Annotated in this window: 21 protein-coding genes; 5 read left to right on the top strand and 16 right to left on the bottom strand. The window is 50.6% G+C overall.

Annotated features, from left to right (window positions below):
- Positions 1-29 precede the first annotated feature (29 nt).
- The 14 genes from B067_RS0108960 to B067_RS0109025 form a co-directional block, all read right to left on the bottom strand.
- Positions 30-1,079, bottom strand: coding sequence for an NAD(P)H-dependent flavin oxidoreductase (locus B067_RS0108960; RefSeq protein WP_019529743.1), 1,050 nt, complete (start codon positions 1,077-1,079; stop codon positions 30-32).
- 98 nt (positions 1,080-1,177) lie between these two features.
- On the bottom strand, positions 1,178-2,458 hold the full coding sequence (locus B067_RS0108965) for a Xaa-Pro dipeptidase (protein WP_019529744.1): 1,281 nt from the start codon (positions 2,456-2,458) through the stop codon (positions 1,178-1,180).
- A 125-nt stretch (positions 2,459-2,583) separates the two neighbouring features.
- On the bottom strand, positions 2,584-3,096 hold the full coding sequence (gene yjgA / locus B067_RS0108970) for a ribosome biogenesis factor YjgA (RefSeq protein WP_019529745.1): 513 nt from the start codon (positions 3,094-3,096) through the stop codon (positions 2,584-2,586).
- Positions 3,097-3,112: 16 nt separating this feature from the next.
- Positions 3,113-4,471, bottom strand: a complete 1,359-nt coding sequence (gene mgtE / locus B067_RS0108975) for a magnesium transporter (protein WP_019529746.1) — start codon at positions 4,469-4,471, stop codon at positions 3,113-3,115.
- Positions 4,472-4,621: 150 nt separating this feature from the next.
- On the bottom strand, positions 4,622-4,891 hold the full coding sequence (locus B067_RS0108980; protein ID WP_019529747.1) for an HPr family phosphocarrier protein: 270 nt from the start codon (positions 4,889-4,891) through the stop codon (positions 4,622-4,624).
- A gap of 59 nt (positions 4,892-4,950) precedes the next feature.
- Positions 4,951-5,817, bottom strand: a complete 867-nt coding sequence (rapZ, locus tag B067_RS0108985) for an RNase adapter RapZ (protein WP_019529748.1) — start codon at positions 5,815-5,817, stop codon at positions 4,951-4,953.
- Between the two features lie 71 nt (positions 5,818-5,888).
- Positions 5,889-6,338, bottom strand: a complete 450-nt coding sequence (locus B067_RS0108990) for a PTS sugar transporter subunit IIA (protein ID WP_019529749.1) — start codon at positions 6,336-6,338, stop codon at positions 5,889-5,891.
- A 43-nt stretch (positions 6,339-6,381) separates the two neighbouring features.
- Positions 6,382-6,669, bottom strand: a complete 288-nt coding sequence (gene hpf / locus B067_RS0108995) for a ribosome hibernation-promoting factor, HPF/YfiA family (RefSeq protein WP_019529750.1) — start codon at positions 6,667-6,669, stop codon at positions 6,382-6,384.
- A 181-nt stretch (positions 6,670-6,850) separates the two neighbouring features.
- Complete coding sequence (locus tag B067_RS0109000) at positions 6,851-8,359, bottom strand: RNA polymerase factor sigma-54 (RefSeq protein WP_019529751.1); 1,509 nt, start codon at positions 8,357-8,359, stop codon at positions 6,851-6,853.
- A 204-nt stretch (positions 8,360-8,563) separates the two neighbouring features.
- Complete coding sequence (lptB, locus tag B067_RS0109005; RefSeq protein ID WP_019529752.1) at positions 8,564-9,289, bottom strand: LPS export ABC transporter ATP-binding protein; 726 nt, start codon at positions 9,287-9,289, stop codon at positions 8,564-8,566.
- Positions 9,267-10,127 (bottom strand): lipopolysaccharide transport periplasmic protein LptA, encoded by an 861-nt coding sequence (gene lptA, locus B067_RS0109010; protein WP_019529753.1) that lies wholly within the window; start codon positions 10,125-10,127, stop codon positions 9,267-9,269. Before lptA ends, lptB begins: the two co-directional genes overlap by 23 nt.
- A complete protein-coding gene (lptC, locus tag B067_RS0109015) occupies positions 10,114-10,683 on the bottom strand; it encodes an LPS export ABC transporter periplasmic protein LptC (RefSeq protein WP_019529754.1) in 570 nt (189 codons plus the stop codon). The genes lptA and lptC overlap by 14 nt, the downstream gene beginning before the upstream one ends.
- Positions 10,684-10,693: 10 nt before the next feature.
- Complete coding sequence (locus B067_RS0109020; RefSeq protein WP_019529755.1) at positions 10,694-11,665, bottom strand: KpsF/GutQ family sugar-phosphate isomerase; 972 nt, start codon at positions 11,663-11,665, stop codon at positions 10,694-10,696.
- A gap of 8 nt (positions 11,666-11,673) precedes the next feature.
- Complete coding sequence (locus tag B067_RS0109025) at positions 11,674-12,687, bottom strand: calcium/sodium antiporter (RefSeq protein ID WP_019529756.1); 1,014 nt, start codon at positions 12,685-12,687, stop codon at positions 11,674-11,676.
- 202 nt (positions 12,688-12,889) lie between these two features.
- Between B067_RS0109025 and B067_RS20010 the strand changes: the two genes are divergently transcribed.
- The 5 genes from B067_RS20010 (at position 12,890) to hisD (ending at position 17,326) form a co-directional block, all read left to right on the top strand.
- Complete coding sequence (locus B067_RS20010; RefSeq protein WP_019529758.1) at positions 12,890-13,579, top strand: MlaC/ttg2D family ABC transporter substrate-binding protein; 690 nt, start codon at positions 12,890-12,892, stop codon at positions 13,577-13,579.
- Between the two features lie 173 nt (positions 13,580-13,752).
- Positions 13,753-13,986: a BolA family protein gene (locus B067_RS0109040; RefSeq protein WP_026244539.1), complete on the top strand. Its 234-nt coding sequence runs from the start codon at positions 13,753-13,755 to the stop codon at positions 13,984-13,986.
- A 31-nt stretch (positions 13,987-14,017) separates the two neighbouring features.
- Entirely contained in the window at positions 14,018-15,280 is a 1,263-nt protein-coding gene (gene murA / locus B067_RS0109045; RefSeq protein WP_019529760.1) for a UDP-N-acetylglucosamine 1-carboxyvinyltransferase, read from the top strand.
- 22 nt (positions 15,281-15,302) lie between these two features.
- Positions 15,303-15,947: an ATP phosphoribosyltransferase gene (hisG, locus tag B067_RS0109050; RefSeq protein WP_019529761.1), complete on the top strand. Its 645-nt coding sequence runs from the start codon at positions 15,303-15,305 to the stop codon at positions 15,945-15,947.
- A 65-nt stretch (positions 15,948-16,012) separates the two neighbouring features.
- On the top strand, positions 16,013-17,326 hold the full coding sequence (gene hisD / locus B067_RS0109055; protein ID WP_026244540.1) for a histidinol dehydrogenase: 1,314 nt from the start codon (positions 16,013-16,015) through the stop codon (positions 17,324-17,326).
- 165 nt (positions 17,327-17,491) lie between these two features.
- Here hisD and B067_RS0109060 read toward each other — a convergent pair whose 3' ends face one another.
- Together B067_RS0109060 and B067_RS0109065 are read right to left on the bottom strand one after the other, a co-directional pair.
- The gene (locus B067_RS0109060) at positions 17,492-17,779 is read right to left on the bottom strand and encodes a YciI family protein (RefSeq protein ID WP_019529763.1); all 288 of its coding nucleotides are present in this window, start codon (positions 17,777-17,779) and stop codon (positions 17,492-17,494) included.
- 37 nt (positions 17,780-17,816) lie between these two features.
- A complete protein-coding gene (locus B067_RS0109065) occupies positions 17,817-18,293 on the bottom strand; it encodes an Mpo1 family 2-hydroxy fatty acid dioxygenase (protein ID WP_019529764.1) in 477 nt (158 codons plus the stop codon).
- Positions 18,294-18,295: the final 2 nt, after the last annotated feature.

Raw genomic sequence — 18,295 nt, forward strand, 5'->3', positions numbered from 1 at the left:
TCTTTTCATTTTTTTAATGTTTTACGGCTTTAAACGTTCGTCGCCAGCCATAGGGTTAAGTCGGTGGCGGAAATAGTTTGGCAGCCGCTAGCATTCTGCCCGCACCACAGTGGTGAAAAATGATCCAGCCCTTGGCTTTCGGCCTGTAGACGCAGCGCGCTGATGGCTGTAGCCGCCAGCGGGAACTCTGGCGCTTTGGTATTGATAGGCCCCAGCTCGCTAATAAGGCGGTTCACTATGCCACGGGCGGGCCTGCCCGATAACAGATTAGTCACGGCGGTGTGTTGTACTCTATCGCTACTCAGCGCTGCTCTATGTAAGGTGCTGGTTTTAGCTTCTGGACACAACAAATAGGCACTGCCAATTTGTGCGGCTATGGCGCCTAAATCCAATGCTGTTTTCACGCCTTTAGCATCGGCGATACCGCCTGCGGCAATAACCGGTAGAGTGACGGCCGCAACTATTTGCGGCAGTAATGCAAAGCTGCCCATTTGCTCGCTTAAGTCTTGGTTGAGAAACATGCCGCGATGGCCGCCGGCTTCTAAACCTTGGGCAATAATGGCATCGGCACCGTGAGCCTGCAGCCAAAGGGCTTCCTTTACAGTGGTGGCAGAGGCTAGCACGGTGCTGCCCCAGCTTTTTACCCGCGCTAATAAGTCGGCGGCAGGCAGGCCAAAATGAAAACTGATAATGGTGGGCTGGTAAGGTTCTAATATGTCGGCGATGGCGTGGCTAAAGGGCAGGCGTTGTGGGCCTGCCGCGATAGTGTTTATGTCTAGGTTTAATTCTGCAAAATAGGGTTGCAGTAATTGCCGCCACTGTTGCTCTTTAGCAGGGTCGGGCTTGGGTGGCTGATGGCAGAAAAAATTAATATTAAACCGCTGCGGGCTATCTTTTTGGGGGTGGTCTTGTAAGCGGCTTAGCTCGGCCTGTAATTGCTCGGCGCTGAGCATGGCGCAGGGCAGTGAACCTAAGCCGCCTGCGGCAGCCACTGCTAGGGCTAATTCGCTGTCTTGCACCCCTGCCATAGGGGCTTGAATAATAGGCAGTTCTACGCCTAGCAGTGTTCGATGATCCATAGGTTATGCCCAAGCTATTGATTAACAAAGCCGTTATTAAAGGGCAGTGACGCAGTAATGGCAAGTGCGGAGATCGCTCCTGCACCCGCTATGGCAGTTTAGGGTTGTTTATAAACTTGGCCGTCTTTCATCACAAAGCTAACGTGTTTAAACAACGACAAATCTTTTAGCGGATCGCCTTTAATGGCAATAATGTCGGCCAGCCTACCCACGGTGATGGCACCGGTTTGCTGCTGGCTACCAAACAGGGTGGCGGTGTGCAGGGTGGCGGTTTGTACGGCTTGTATAGGGGTCATGCCCCACTCCACCATCTTGGCCATTTGCTTGCCGTTTTCACCATTGGGGTAGACCCCGGCATCGGTGCCATAGGCGATGTTGACTCCGGCCTTAACGGCTTTTTGAAAGCTCTGCCTTTGGGTGAGCCCCAAATGTTTTTCTTTCGCTAGCGACTCGTCGGTCATGCCAAACTTCTTGCCCTCTTGCAGAATAAAGTCGTCGTTGTAAATATCCATGGATAAATACGTGCCGTTTTTTTTGGCTAACGTAATCGCCTCGTTATCCAGAAAACTGGCGTGCTCTATGCTATCGGCACCGGCTATAATCGCGGCTTTAATACCGGCCGTGCCGTGGGCGTGCACGGCGACTTTTTTACCGGCCATATGTGCCTCGTCAATAATGGCGCGCATTTCTTCTAGGGTGTATTGCTGGGCACCCACTTTAGTGCCTTTGGAAAATACCCCGCCGGTGCCGCAAAACTTAATCAGGTCGGCACCGTATTTAATATTCTTGCGCACCATAGTGCGTGCTGCCCAAGGGCCATCGGCCACGGCTTCGGCTTGTACGTGGTAATCTATGGGCAGCATATTATTGTCGCAGTGACCGCCGGTAATGCCTAGGGCGGGGCCGGAGACCAGCATGCGGGGGCCGGCGATTTCGCCGGCATTAATGGCGTCGCGCAGGGCGACATCGGCAAAGCTAGGCGCGCCCACATCACGCACACTGGTAAAGCCCGCTAGCAAAGTTTTTTCGGCATTGATAACGCCGTAAATCAGCAGCCTGTCGTCAGACAGCGCTAGGCTGTCATAGCCCCACACCATAGATGAGAGTAAGTGGGTGTGGGCGTCCATCAACCCGGGCATTACGGTGTGATCGCTGAGGTCTATAATCTGTGCCTGCGGATCTAGCGTGCTTGCGCTAATAGGGCCTACGGCAATAATCTGCTGGCCCTGTACGGTGATCAATTGCTGAGTTAAGACTTTTGCGTTGACCACATCTATTAGTGTGCCTGCTTTGATATAAATAGTAGTGCGGTCGTCGCTGCTGAGTCCGTTGCTGCTGAGGCTGAGCAATAAGGCGAAGGTCAGTAACAGTCGGCACATAGTATGACTCCATCAATATTATTAATTATAGGAATCATCAGCATAGTACAAATAGGCTGTTAGGGCAGGGGACAAAAATCAGGCCGCTAGTGGATAGCGGCCTAAGAGGGTTAAGCGTGCTGGGCTTACTGCTTATCGAGCTCGCGTAAATATTTAAAAATTTTGCGGGCGGCGGCGGGGGGCTTATTGGTTTTTTGTTCTTTGCCAGCCTGTAGCACCAGTTGGCGTAAATGCTGGCGGTCGGCTTGTGGGTATTGCTCTAGCACGCCCTCTACAGAATTAGGCCCTTCTTGCACTAGACGGTCGCGCCATTGCTCTAATTCTTGAAAGCGTATGGCGGCGTTTACACGGCCACTTTCTAATTCGCTAAAGGCCTGCTCTATAGGCGCGGTATCCATCTCACGTAAGAGTTTACCTATAAACTGCATTTGCCGACGCAGGCCTTCGCGGCTTTTAATGCGGCGAGCGGTATCTATGGCTTCTTTTAATATGCCTTCCAAGGGGATGGTGGCATATTGGCCTATGCTGAGTTTGACAATTTTACTACCCAGTTGTTGCAGTGCGTGCATCTCGCGCTTAAGTTGCGATTTACTGGGGGGAAGATCCTGATCATCTTCGTCGTTATACCATTGGTTCATGTTGTGCCTTTGTACATTATGCGTAAGCTAGGGTTGCCAGCCCCAAGAAAGATAAAAAGCCCACCACATCGGTGACGGTGGTGAGGACGACACCACCGGCCAGGGCTGGGTCTATGTTCATTTTTTTCAGTACCAAGGGTAGCACGGCGCCAGCCACGGCGGCGGTGACTAAATTAATTAGCATGGCGGCGGCGATAATAATACCTATGATGGTATCGTCAAACCACAGTGTGGCGGCACCCGCCACCACCACCGCCCAGCATAGGCCGTTGGCCAAGCCGACTAACAGTTCGCGGGTAATTAGCCAGCGGCTGTTGTTACTATCTATATGGCCCATGGCCATGCCGCGTATCACCACGGTAAGGGTTTGGGTACCTGCTACGCCCCCCATACTAGCGACGATGGGCATTAACACCGCCAGCGCTACCACTTTTTCTAGGGTGTCTTGAAATAGGTTAATCACCCCTGAGGCGGCAAAGGCGGTGAGTAAGTTGATGCCCAACCAAATAGCGCGGCGCGGTGCGGTTTTACTAAAGGGCGAGAAGGTGTCTTCGTCTTCGCCTAAGCCGGCCATGCCCATCAGTGAGTGGTCGGCATCTTCGCGGATAACGTCTAACACGTCATCAATAGTGATACGGCCCAGCAGGCGGCCGTTGTTATCGACTACCGGTGCCGAGATTAAATCGTGGCGTTCAAATAAGCGTGCGACTTCGCTGTCATCTAAATTGGCATGTATAGGCGTAACGTCGGTGTTCATGATTTCGCGCACGGTGACGCTGGGGTCAGACACCAATATTTTACGCAGCGGTAATAGGCCGATAAATTCGTCGCGGCGGCTAACCACATAGAGATTGTCGGTCATCTCTGGCAACTCGGCATGGCGGCGTAAATAACGTGCCACCACATCTAGGGTGACGGCAGGGCGCACGGTGATGACATCGGTGTTCATCAAGCCGCCGGCAGTGTCTTCCGGGTAGGACAGTATTTGCTCTACCCGCTGCCGGTCTTGGTGGTCCATGGAGTCTAAGACTTCACGTATCACCTGGTTGGGCAGTTGCTGCAAAATATCGGCGATATCGTCGGGCTCTAGGCCTTCGGTGGCGGCCACCAGCTCATTGGTGTTCATTTCGCTGAGGAACTGGGCCTGTATCTCATCGCTGAGGTGGGGCAGTATTTCGCCTTCTATGTCGGAGTTTATCAGCTGCCAGAGCACGGCCCGGGTTTTGGGCGGTGAGGACTCTATCATATGTGCCACTTCAGTACGCGGCAGGCTGTTGAGCATGCGACGAGTCTGAATAAAGGTGCCACTGCCTAGTGCTTGGTTTAACAATTCCAAGTTACTGTGGGCGGGCTTGTATTCGGCATTTTCGGACATAGAGTCTCCGGGTAATCACACGGTGCCACGGTTGGGCGCTAAGCGCAGTGTAGGTGACTGCCGGTGATTATCCAGAAAACTAAGTAATTCAACAACTTAATATATGTGTTTAGAGGAAATTAAGTGAACTATGGCGGGNTTTGTGCGGGNTTATTCGGCTTCGTCAAAGCGATTATGGATAAGCTCCAGTAGGGCGGCTTGGGCGCTTTCGGCATCGTCACCGTCAAACTGTAGTTCTAGCTCGGTGCCTTTGCTGGCGGCCAGCATCATCACCGACATAATGCTTTTAGCATTGACGTACTGACCGTCCTTGCCCACGTTAATACTGCAACCATAGGCGCTAGCGGTAGACACAAACTTGGCGGCGGCGCGGGCGTGTAGGCCCAGCTTATTAATAATGGTGGTGTGACAAGTAATCATGCAGTGGCTCTGGTTCATTATTGTTACTGGTTCATTGCAGTTAGGGTTTCAGCGTGCTCTCAGCTAGCCTGTTTGGGCATTTCGCGGTGGCGGACTTGCACATTATCAAAGTGGTCAGCGAAATAATGGGCTAGCCGCTCGGCCATGTACACGGAGCGGTGTTGGCCGCCAGTGCAGCCTATGGCGATGGTGATGTAACTGCGGTTGCTGTCTTGGTAGGCGGGCAACCACTTTTCTAAATAACTGCGTATATCCTCGTACATGCTATCGACTTGCGGCTGCGTGTTTAAAAAATCTATGACCGGCTGGTCTAGCCCGGTAAGTATGCGCAGGGCCGGGTCCCAGTGCGGGTTGGGCAATATGCGTATGTCGTAAACTAGGTCGGCATCGTTAGGTATGCGGTGTTTAAAGCCAAAGGACTGAAACTGAATGGAGATGCTGCTGCCTTTTTTGTCGACTAAGCGCGACTTAATGGTGTCGCGCAGGTCGTGTAGGCTCATGTCACTGGAGTCTATGGTGAGGGTGGCAATACTGGCAATGGGTTCTAGCAGTTTTTGTTCGCGGCTAATGGCCTCGGCTAAGCCGGTGTCTTTATTACTCAGCGGGTGGCGGCGGCGGGTTTCGCTAAAGCGCTTGATGAGCTTGTCATTGTCGGCGTCTAGGTAGATGACTTCTATGCTTACGCCGGGATGATCGCCTTCTATCATCAAGGTGAGCGCGCTTAAGTCGCTGCTGCTATTGCGGGCGTCTATGCACAGCGCAACTTTATCCCCTGAAGGATGGCCGCCTTGTTTAAGATGGGTGACTAAATCGGGAATCAGCGCTACCGGTAAATTGTCTATGCAGTAATAGCCTTCGTCCTCTAAGAGGTTGAGGGCGCTACTTTTGCCTGAGCCGGAACGGCCGCTGATGATAATTAGCCTCATAGTGCTCCTGTGTGGCTGTTATTAATGACTGTGGTTTATGACTATAAGCTTAAATAGCAAAGGGTTTATAGCTAAGCGTTAATGGCTATATCAAACAGCTCTTGGCTGGTTTTGGCGTTGCGCAGTTGCTGGCAAAATTCGGCGGTGCTGAATAATTTGGCCAGGGTAGCTAGCACCGCTAGGTGTTCATCCTGCGCTTCGTTAGGCACGATAAGTACAAACAAGATATCTACGGGCTCACCGTCTATCGCGTCAAAGTCTACCGGCTGTTCTAGTTTAATCAACGCGCCGGTAATGCTACTGCAGTTGTCTATGCGGCAGTGGGGTATGGCTATGCCGTGGCCTAGGCCGGTGCTGCCCAGCTGCTCGCGGGCAGTGATCTTGTCGCATAAGTCCTCACTGTCTAGCGAAACTATATCCTGACATATAAATTGGCATGTAGTTTCTAGAACGCGTTTTTTGCTGCGCCCTTCGGCACCACAGAGGGTGCGCTCAAGGGTAAGAATGGAGGATAAAGACATAGAATTTCGCGATTACTGTGTGAGCGTGCTTGGGGTTAATGGGCTAATAACTTTTGACTTTTTCTTTATGTTTAATCAGTTGGCGGTCAAGTTTGTCGGTGAGCGTGTCTATCGCAGCATACATATCTTCAGACTCTGAGACAGCGAATAAATCGGCGCCAGCAACATGGACGTTAGCTTCTGCTTTTTGGCTGAGTTTTTCAACGGTTAAAGTGACATTGGTGTTAGTTATTTGATCAAAATGGCGTTCTAGGCGGGAAAATTTGCTGCTGACGTAATCTCTAAGGGCTGTAGTAACTTCGACATGGTGACCGCTAACATTAATTTGCATGGCTGGCTCCTTCTGACAGGGTTAAAAAGTAGTGCTGCACGGCGTGCGGACTCTTTAATTGAATAGGGAGGAAGTGGCTCCCGTCTCTTTCAGCTTAGCGTAATTTTGGCAGCCTGTTTAGTTCGCCTGCTAAGAATCTCGTCGCTGTGTCGGTAGTTTTTTAAGTGTTTGATTATTCAGCTTAAACCAGCCGCTTGCGCTCATTAGAGGGCGGTATATTAAGCGACTCGCGGTATTTGGCTATGGTGCGGCGGGCCACTTTGATGCCCTGTTCGCCCAGTAAGGCGGTAATTTTACTGTCACTGAGTGGTTTTTTGGTGTTTTCGGCGGCTATGAGTTTTTTGATCAGTGCCCGTATCGCGGTGGAGGAGCATTCGCCGCCGGAGTCGGTGCTGACATGGCTGGAGAAAAAATACTTGAGCTCAAAAATACCTCTGGGCGTATGCATGTATTTTTGGGTGGTGACCCGCGAGATAGTGGATTCGTGCATTTCTACCGCCTCGGCGATGTCGTGCAGTACTAAAGGCTTCATGGCCTCGTCACCGTAATCCAAAAAGCCGCGCTGGTGCTCGACGATGCGGGTGGCCACTTTCATCAGGGTTTCGTTGCGACTTTGTAGGCTTTTTAAAAACCAGCGCGCCTCTTGCAAGTTGTCGCGCAAATAGTTGTTGTCGCTGCTATTGTCGGCGCGCTTAACCATGGAGGCATAGGTGCTGTTAATACTGAGTTTGGGGGCGGTATCGGGGTTGAGCTCGACGGTCCAGCGGCCTTTGATCTTTTTAACAAAAACATCGGGTACTATATATTCGGTTTGGCTGCTGGTAATGGTTTCGCCGGGGTTGGGGCTAAGGCTTTGGATAAGCACTAGTGCGGCTTGCAGCTGTGTTTCTTTGAGTTTGCTACGGCGCATCAATTGGGCGTAATCACGGTTGCCCAATAAGGCCAGGTGGCGAGTAGTGACAAGTTTGGCTTCTTTTAGCCAAGGGGTGTCGGGAGACAGCTGGTTGAGCTGTATCATCAAACACTCTTGTAAGTCAGCTGCAGCCACCCCCGGCGGGTCAAATTGCTGTACCCGGTGTAGTACTGCCACCACTTCGTCCAGCTCTAGTTCGGGGTATTCTTCGCTAAAACCGGAGAGTATATCTTCGGGGGTTTGGGTGAGCCGGCCATTGTTGTCTACGGCATCAACTATAGCCATGGCGACGGCTCGGTCCAAGTCGGAGAGTCGGGTCAGGTTGAGCTGCCAGTAGAGGTGATCTTGTAATGATTCTTCGGCGCTGTTGTTGGCGTCAAAGTTATAGTCGTTATCGCCGCTGGCTGATGAGCCGTTACTGCTGGGGCTGTTATTGGTGTAAACGTCATCCCAGTTGGTGTCTACCGGTAGGTCGTCGGGGATGTTGTTTTCAGCCCAGTCACTATCGGCATCGGCGGCGGTGCTGTCGGCTTCTTTGCTGGTGGGTTTTTCGTTGGGTTGGCTGAGGTCTACCAGCTCGGCTTGCTTATCGCCTTCTTTGGCTGGGCTGTCGGCTTCGCTTTCTTCGTTCACCTCTAGCATGGGATTGCTTTCTAAGGCTTGTTGTATCTCTTGCTGTAAATCTAGGGTGGAAAGCTGTAATAGTTTGATCGCTTGCTGCAACTGCGGCGTCATGGTCAGCTGCTGGCCAATTTTAAGTTGTAGCGATTGTTTCATAGTGACTAATTATTACTTTTCCGCACAAGGAAGTCGCGCCAGGTGGGTGGTTTTACCCTTGGTGCAGGCTATTAATGCCAGTGATTAATGAGGACAACTTAAGGCCTAGTGTAGTTTATGCAGGTTCTTATAGGCAATAAGAAAGCAATATTTATACCGCTTTTTTTATGGCTATGCACCACAGTAGTTTAAAAGCTGCACAGCTTATAAAACAAACTGGTGGCCCAGATAAATATCCCGCACTTTGCGGTTATTGAGCACGGTTTCGGGTGAACCTTCGGAGATGATGTGACCATCGCCGACGATATAGGCTTTTTCGCAGATGCTAAGGGTTTCTCGCACATTGTGGTCGGTGATTAGCACCCCTATATTAAGGTTTTTTAAATGCTTAATAATGTTTTTAATATCGCCCACCGAAATGGGGTCTACGCCAGCAAAGGGCTCATCCAATAAAATAAATGCCGGTTCAGTCGCTAGCGCGCGGGCGATTTCTACCCGGCGGCGTTCGCCCCCCGATAAGGCCATGCCCAAGCTGTCGCGTATATGGGTAATGTGCAGCTCTTGCAGTAACTCTTGCTGTTTAGCTTTGCGTTGTCGGCGGCTTAAGTCTGCGCGGGTTTCCAGTATGGCCATAATGTTGTCGGCCACGCTGAGCTTGCGAAAGATAGACGCTTCTTGGGGTAGGTAGCCTATGCCTTGTCTAGCGCGGCCGCCCATGGAGAGGCCGGTGAGGTCTTTATCGTCCAGGGTGATGCGGCCGCGGTCTGCGGTGACTATGCCCACTATCATGTAAAAGCAGGTGGTTTTACCGGCACCGTTAGGCCCTAATAAACCGACGATTTGGCCGCTTTCTACGGACAGTGAAACATCTTTAACCACTTCCCGGCCTTTGTAGGCCTTGGCTAGGTTACTGGCTAACAGCGTCGGCATGGCTATCCTTTAGGTCGGTTTTGGGGTTGGTATGATCGTCGGTTGGTGCGCTGGCCTTGTCATTGCCTGTTGTGTTGGGCTGTACCGTAGGGGTAGGTGTTGGGGTAGCTGCAGAAATAGCTGCAGGGGTGGGCGCGTCTACGGCGGTAGCTGACACATCGTCGCTTACGGGGGCTGGTACGGATACGGGCTCTGGTTCAGGGGCTGGCTTAGGTTCTGATTCAGACTCTGATTCAGGTTTTGGTGCTGGGCTTGGATTGGCTATAGGTGCAGACATGCCATTGGTCTCCGCGCTATCGATTTTGCGCTTGGGCTCTAGCACCATATTAACCCGGCCGGTGCTGCTGGCGGCTTCGCTGCCCTCTTGGCTGCCAGCTGCTTTCACTTGCGCGGTGTTGGTGTTGTAGTCTATGCGTTGGCCGCTAAGGCTGGAGGCTCCTTGGGTTAGTGTGGCCTGGTTTAAAAAGACGATGGTGTCGTTGCTGAGTTGGTACTCTATGGTTTCCGCCTGCGCTTCTACGGGCGGCTTTTCAGCTTCGTTTTGCTGGCTAAAAAAGGCCAGCTTACCTATGGCGACGATACGGGTGACCGAGCGATCCTCGCTAAACACGGTAACAGTGTCGCCTTTAATATGCAGGCTGCCCTGTACCATCACTACGCTGCCGTTATAGAGGGTCGTTTCTTTGCCGTCGACGATGCGCTGTTCGGCAGAGTCTGATTGTATGGTGATGGGCTGGGCACGGTCTTCTGGCAGGGTCCAGCCTGAGTTGCTAAATAGGGTGCTAATGAGGCTGAGCGCCGCGGCGCTGAGTGGTATGTGTAGCTTACGGCGCTGCATGATAGTGGCCTGTTACGTTTTTTTTCAATAGAGTGTGCTCTTGGGTTAAGTCCGTTCTAATACCGGTGGCGGTAGTCGTGCCCTGTGGGCTAGTAATAGTGACGGCTAGATTATTCTCGGCGATTTGTTTTTTGGGATAGATATTTAGTGCGCTGGTGCTGAGCTGGTAGCGCTGGTCGTTGCTCAATACAATAACATTATTTTTTAATGCTACCTGCTGGCCCTGTTTCGTTACTATGCCTGAGTCTGCAGTGATCTGCCATGTCAGTTGCTGGTCGGTGTAAAAGTGCATCACCGGTAGTTGCAATATGCTGCGTTTGCCCTTGGCGTAGTTGTTAAGGCTTTCGGCTGTCAGGGTATGCGCTAATTGGCCTTCGGCATTAAAGCGTTGGCTGTGTATGTCGCGCATAAAAATTTCAGGTTCTTTGGGTGTGGCCTTTTTGCTAAAGCTGGGGGTGGAGCCGGATTCGGTATACAACCACAAAAACATTAGCAGTAAAGCCAGAGCGATACTGGTAATGACGAAGTGTTTTTGTTTGCGACGCAGTAAAGTCATAGTGTGTGGGCTAAGCCACTCCCGCCTTTAGTAAGTCGTGTAAATGTACCGCGCCGACGGGGTGTTTATGGCTATCAACTACAGCCATGGAGTTGATTTTGTACTCGTCCATTAAGCCCAGCACTTCAGCGGCTAACATGCCGGGGCTGGCGGTTCTTGAGTTGACTGTCATCACCTCGTCGATGCGGGTGCTGTGTATGTCTATGCTGTGATCCAGGGCGCGGCGCAAATCGCCATCGGTAAATAGGCCGATTAAGATATTCTGGGCATCCACCACGGTGGTCATGCCCAAGCCTTTGCGGCTGACTTCCAGTAGGGCATCGCTAAGCAGAGTGCCGCTTTGCACTTTCGGTATTTGCTCGCCGCTGTGCATAACATCTTCCACTTTTAATAATAGCTGTCGGCCCAGTGCGCCGCCGGGGTGTGAAAAAGCAAAGTCTTCAGCGGTAAAGCCGCGTGCTTCTAATAGGGCTATGGCTAGGGCGTCACCCATTACCAGTGAGGCGGTGGTGCTGGAGGTGGGTGCTAGGTTAAGCGGGCAGGCTTCTTGCTCTACGCTTACGTCTAAATTGGCATCGGCGGTTTGCGATAAGATGGAGTCCGGGTTGCCGGTGATGGTGATTAGCGGTATCCCCAAGCGTTTTAACAGCGGTAATAAGGTGACGACTTCAGCGGTGGTGCCGGAGTTGGATAGTGCTATCACCACATCTTGCGCGGTAATCATGCCCATGTCGCCGTGGCTGGCTTCACCGGGATGGACAAACATGGCCGGGGTGCCAGTGCTAGCTAGGGTGGCGGCGATTTTAGTGCCTATATGTCCAGACTTACCCATGCCAGTGACGACGACGCGGCCCTGGCATTGCAGCATGAGTTCGCAGGCCTGATCAAAGTGCTGATCTATACGGTCTACTAAGCTGGCCACGGCATCGCGCTCTATCTTAATCGTGCGCAGTGCGGAATCTTTAAAAGAGATAGTCGTCATGGTGTGGCTTATCCGTTAATAGGGAATAGCAGATAGTAATAGGCTGCGTACGCAATTAATAGCGCCGCGCCAGCTAACCTACCTAAGTATTGAGTCGGTAATAGGGCGGTAGCATTGCTAGCCTGTAGTTTGTTGCGCGCTCGTTTGGCCCAGATATAGTGGCCATAGAGTATGGTTGCTAATAATAGCGTGATGCCAGCCATGCTCATATAGTCGCGAGTAAATACCTCGGCGCTTAAAGCGGTGGGGCTAATCAGTGCTGGCATAGCCATTACGGCAAGCAGGTTAAATAGATTGGAGCCTACGATATTGCCCAGCGCTATGTCGTGGTGGCCTTTTAGCGCGCTGGCGACAGTGGCGGCCAACTCGGGCAAACTGGTGCCCACCGCGACTACGGTTAAGCCTATAATTAGCTCGCTAACCCCTAGCTCTATAGCGACTATTTTTGCCCCCCATACCAATAGTTGTGAGCTGGCAATGAGCAGGGCAAAGCCCACCACAAACAGCAGCCAGGCTTTAGCTGTGCTCATGGTGGGTATGTGTTCAATATCGGCCTCATGTTCGGCATCGGGCTGGTGTGATTTACTGGTGACCAAAATATAAAAAATAACCGCCAGCGTAACTAGTAAAATAACGCCGTCCGACCAACTTAAATAGCCATCGTATAAGCAGTAGCTGGCGCCTATAGTGGCAATTAATAGCAGCGGCATTTCGCGTTTTAAAATAGTTAGGGCGATGGGGATGGGGGCAACTAGCGCGGTAATTCCCAACACCATACCTATGTTAGCTAGGTTGGAACCTAATGCATTACCCACTGCCAAATCACCTGCCCCCTTTAAGGCGGCGCTAATAGAGACGATAATTTCAGGGGCTGAGGTGCCAATGGCGACAATGGTTAACCCTATCATGATGGGAGCCATACCCAGATTTTTGGCGATGGCGGCGGCACCTGCAACAAATTGGTCGGCGCTCCAAATTAAGCCTGCAAATCCGATAATGATAGCAATACTGGCTTCTAGCATGGTGTTCCTATGGGTAGTGAATGGGGTGAGTGGGTTTGTTTAGGGCGGCCATTATATAGGGGTTTTTACTAAAGGTAATCGCCACTGTGGTAATTTTGGTATTTAAAAGAAAAGTTATTGTAGTGTATTTGTGGCAACAGAATGCTTTTACCGCGCTGCTTTTTTCGTTACATTGGCAGCCATTCATTATCAGGAGAAAATCATGAGGGTTTTACAACGCGTGTCAGTGGCTATTACGTCACTGTTATTGATGGTGAGTGTGGCTGCGGCGGCACCCTTAAGCGCTCATCAAACCGTAGAGCAAACCACTGACAAAGTGCTGAGCTTAATCGATGATGCCAACGGTTATTTTGAAAGTGATCCTCAGCGTTTTTATAGGGAAATAGAAAGCATATTAGATGCTGTGGTCGACTTCGATAGTTTTTCCCGTGGTGTTATGGGTCCCTATGCCACTAGAGAATATTACAAACAGCTAGGTTCGAATAAGGCCAAGGATGCTTTTAAAGGCCAAGTTCGGCGTTTTGCCGGAGTGTTCAAGCAGGGCTTGGTGCAAACCTACGCTAAGGGCTTGTTGGCCTTTGGTGGTACCCGCACTGAAGTCGTCCCCCCCGCAGCAGATGACGGCAATGATGGTAGCACTACTGTTTTGCAAAAAATCTACGGCTCGGCGGAGAAACCCTACGAGGTGCATTACAAAATGCGTCAAGACAGAGATGGTTCTTGGAAAATACGCAACGTAACTATAGAAGCGGTTAATTTGGGTTTGGTGTATCAGGGCCAATTTATCTCTGCCGCCAAGCGTTATCAGGGTGACTTGGATAAGGTGATCGATAATTGGTCGGTTAAGCCTGCCGGCCAAGAGACTGCAGTACAACCGCCGTCACAACAATAGCGCTGGAGGCCCCATTTAGCTCGCTATTTGGGGCCTGTTTCCGTATAATTTGCCGTCTTTTAATAGTGTGGCTGCTAGCAATAATATCAGTAGCTACGCCAGTAATAATGCCAGCAAGAACGCCGGTAACAATGCCGGTAACAATTCCAGCAAGAATGGGCGATGAGGAAGTCATGAACGCAGATCAAATCAAACAATTACTGCAGGCCGAGTTAAGCGGCTGCGAAGTACATGTCGAGGTCGAGGGCAGCCACTGCACAGTGACGGCCATAGGCGATATCTTTGAAGGGGTGCGCCCTGTTAAGCGCCAGCAAATGGTGTATGCCGGTTTAAGCCAACAAATAGCCGATGGCAGCTTACATGCTGTGAACATCAAAGCGCTTACTCCCGCTGAGCACTCACAATAAGAGTCTCAGACTAATTAATTAAGGTTTTTTCATGGATAAACTGCTGATCCAAGGCGGCGCAAAGTTAAATGGCGAGATTCGTATCTCTGGTTCTAAAAACTCGGCGCTGCCGATTTTAGCGGCGTCACTCTTAGCCAGTGAGCCGGTGACCATACGCAACTTGCCGCACTTACATGACGTCACCACTATGATTACGGTGTTGCGCTGCATGGGTGTGGACGCGATTATCGATGAAAAACTGGGTATAGAAATTGATCCCACCACCATACAAGAGCTAACCGCCCCCTATGAGCTGGTTAAAACCATGCGCGCCTCAATTTTGGTGTTAGGGCCGTTACTGGCGCACTTTGGTGAAGCCAATGTTTCCTTTCCCGGTGGTTGTGCCATAGGCAGTCGACCTGTGGATATACACCTTAAAGGCTTCGAAGCTTTAGGTGCTACTGTTACCGTTGATGAGGGCTATATACGCGCTAAATCTAATGGTCGCTTAAAAGGTGCACACATTTTTATGGATACCGTCACTGTGGGCGGCACCGAAAATATTTTAATGGCAGCGGTATTGGCCGAAGGTAAAACCATTTTAGAAAACGCCGCTCGCGAACCGGAAGTAGTCGACTTGGCTGAATTTTTAATTGCCATGGGCGCCAACATTGAAGGCCACGGCACTGCGACTATTACCGTAGTAGGGGTAGAGAAATTACACGGCTGTGATTATTCAGTCATGCCCGACCGTATAGAAACTGGCACCTACTTGGTGGCTGCTGCCGCCACCGGTGGCCGGATAAAATTAAAAGATACCCGCAGCGATATATTAGAAGCGGTGATTGTTAAGCTAGAAGATGCCGGTGCTAAAATCACTACCGGTGATGGCTGGATAGAATTGGATATGCAAGGCCGCAGGCCCAAGGCAGTCAGTATACGCACCGCGCCTTATCCCGGTTTCCCCACCGACATGCAGGCCCAGTTCACGGCTATGAACACCATCGCCGAAGGCACTAGCACCATAGTCGAAACTATTTTTGAAAACCGTCTTAACCAAACTCAGGAAATGAAGCGCATGGGCGCCAACATTACCATAGAGGGCAACACCGCCGTTATTATCGGCATAGAGCGCTTAAAAGCAGCGCCGGTTATGGCTAGCGATTTGCGGGCCTCAGCCAGTTTAGTGATTGCCGGTTTAATTGCCGAGGGCGACACCCTAATCGATAGGATTTATCACATCGATCGTGGTTACGAATGTATAGAAGAAAAGCTGCAAATGCTGGGCGCAAAAATACGCCGCATCGCTAACTAAACCTGTTAAAAAAGTTAATGTAATGAATAACGATCAAGACATTATTATTGCCCTCACTAAGGGTCGTATACTCAGCGAAACACTGCCTTTATTTGCCGCTGCGGGTATAGCGCCTTTGGAAGATATTAGCAAAAGTCGCAAGCTGATTTTTGCAACCAATCAGCCTGATGTAAAGCTGATAGTGATACGTGGCTCTGATGTGCCCACCTATGTGCAGCACGGTGCTGCCGATATAGGCGTGTCGGGCAAGGACATGCTGCTAGAGGTAGGCGGGGCCGATTTATACGAGCCTCTAGATTTACAAATTGCCAAGTGCCGCCTAATGACTGCGGGTTTAAAAGGCCACGCACTACCGAAAGGCCGTGTGCGTGTAGCCACAAAATTTGTCAACATCGCCAAACAGCACTTTGCTGCACAAGGTCAGCAAGCCGACATTATTAAATTATACGGAGCGATGGAATTAGCGCCGCTAATGGACTTGGCCGATTTAATTGTCGACATCGTTGACACCGGCAACACCTTAAAAGCGAATGGCATGGAGCCTTTAGATCACATCGCCGATGTCAGCTCGCGCTTAGTGGTTAACAAGGCCGCAATGAAGCGCAAGCATCAACGCATACAAGAGCTAATTGATAAATTAGCACTAGCTGTTGTCGATAAAGGCTAAGTTTGGAACTGTTTTAACCTAGCCACGTTTTACTATTAGAGCCACTTTTTAAAATGGATAGCCCCATGAATAACCCCTCCATCACGATAAAACAACTGGATGCCAACAGCGAAAACTTTGCTGCGCAACTAGATGCCTTATTGGCTTGGGAGTCTGTGTCAGATCATGCGGTGGTTAAATCGGTAGATGAAATAGTTGCTGGCGTGCAAGCCCGTGGCGATGCCGCGGTAGTGGAGTACACGCAACGCTTTGATGCTTTAACGGTGGCTAGCATGGCCGAGCTAGAGCTGTCGCAGGCAGAGTTACAGCAAGCTTTAAAAGACATTAGCGATGAGCAGCGTGAGGCCTTAGAGCTGGCCGCCCAGCGCGTGCGCTCTTATCACGAACATCAAAAACAAGATTCTTGGTCTTATGCCGAGGCCGATGGCACAGTGTTAGGCCAGCAAATTACCGCCATGGATAGAGTGGGTTTATACGTGCCCGGTGGTAAGGCCTCCTACCCTTCATCGGTGTTAATGAACGCTATCCCAGCTAAAGTCGCCGGTGTAGCCGAGCTGATTATGGTGGTGCCTACGCCCAAGGGCGAGCGCAATAATATGGTGTTGGCCGCAGCGGCCATAGCCGGTGTCGATAGAGTGTTTACCATAGGCGGTGCGCAAGCCGTTGCGGCCTTAGCCTATGGCACCCAAACCGTACCGCGGGTGGATAAAATTGTTGGCCCCGGCAATATTTTTGTTGCAACCGCCAAGCGCAAAGTATTTGGCCAGGTAGGTTTGGATATGATAGCCGGGCCTTCAGAGATTTTAGTGTTTTGTGATGGCAAAACCGATCCCGATTGGATAGCCATGGATTTGTTTTCGCAAGCCGAACACGATGAAGATGCGCAATCGATATTGGTTAGTGAAGATGCCGAGTTTTTAACGCAGGTAAAAGCCAGTATGGATAAGCTGCTACCTACTTTGGATAGGCAAGACATTGTTAAAGTGTCACTGCGCGAACGCGCGGCGTTTATTCATGTGCACAGTGTAGAACAGGCCGCCGAAGTGATTAACCGCATCGCGCCCGAACATTTAGAATTATCCATCGCCGACCCTGAAGCCATGTTGCCGCGTATACGTCACGCGGGGGCCATCTTTATGGGGCGCCACACGGCTGAAGCCTTAGGTGATTACTGTGCTGGCCCCAATCACGTATTGCCTACGTCTGGCACCGCAAGGTTTTCATCACCTTTAGGGGTGTATGATTTTCAAAAACGCAGCTCGCTGATTTATTGCTCGCCAGAAGGGGCATCAGAATTGGGTAAAACGGCTTCGGTATTGGCCAGAGGTGAGTCGTTAACCGCTCATGCCCGCTCTGCGGAATACCGTATAAAAGAATAAGTGTTTTTTGTTTCTTTAAAATTCGTTTCGAAGCATAAAACTCTCAAAGAGTAAGGCGACTGTCTTGCAAGTAGTCGCCTTACTCTGATACTCCGCGATAGTTAACAACATATAAAGCCGCAACAATCTGTCTTGCTCTATAGTTAGTTGATCGTTAAAGAAAACCTACCGAAAAGCCACCTTTACCGGCTTAATATCAATATTTACCCACACCCCAGTTTTGCTGTAGATATCATTATTTAAACATTCTTCTAAAGCAGCGCGGCTAGCAAATTCGCATAGCAAAAACGAACCTATCATCTGCGCTTCGTCGTTAAGTATAGGGCCTACTTCTAAAATATGACCTGACTCTTTCAGTGCCTTGGCACCAGCCAAGTGTTGCTCGCGGGCATCTTGCCTGCGTTGTGGTGCTTGTGCGTCGGTGCCATCTAAGGCAGTTACTAAAAATTGCATGCTGTTTTCTCTTTGCTATCGATTGTTATCGCGGTGATTAATACGGTATGTGCAGGCGGCGGTAGAGTTTAGCGATTACCCAGCCTGGGCCTATTAATAAAAACGTTATATCTTCAAAAAATGAAGGTTTTTTACCCTCTATGCCGTGGCCTATAAATTGTGCCAGCCAAGCGAGGCTAAAAATAGCCAATGAGGCTAATGCCACCGAAATATTTTGCTGTTGCAAACACAGGCATAACACGATGGCTGCGGTAGACAGCGCCAACATACCCAGGCCTAGGCTAAGCGAATGGCGTAAATAAAAGCCGCTGCTAATCACTATGGCTAGCCAGCTCAGGTTGATCACATGATGTAGATGAGATTGGCCCAGTGCCTGCGCTAAGGGTAGCGCCCACAACAGGCCCAGCACACTAATATAAATTAGCGGTACCGCCAGCGCATGTATGGCTAGGTTATAAGGGTGTTGATGGCTCTCACTATAGCGTTCAAATTGCTGTTGCAGTTTGCTAGTCATAT

Source organism: Dasania marina DSM 21967 (genome assembly GCF_000373485.1).
GTDB lineage: Bacteria > Pseudomonadota > Gammaproteobacteria > Pseudomonadales > Dasaniaceae > Dasania > Dasania marina.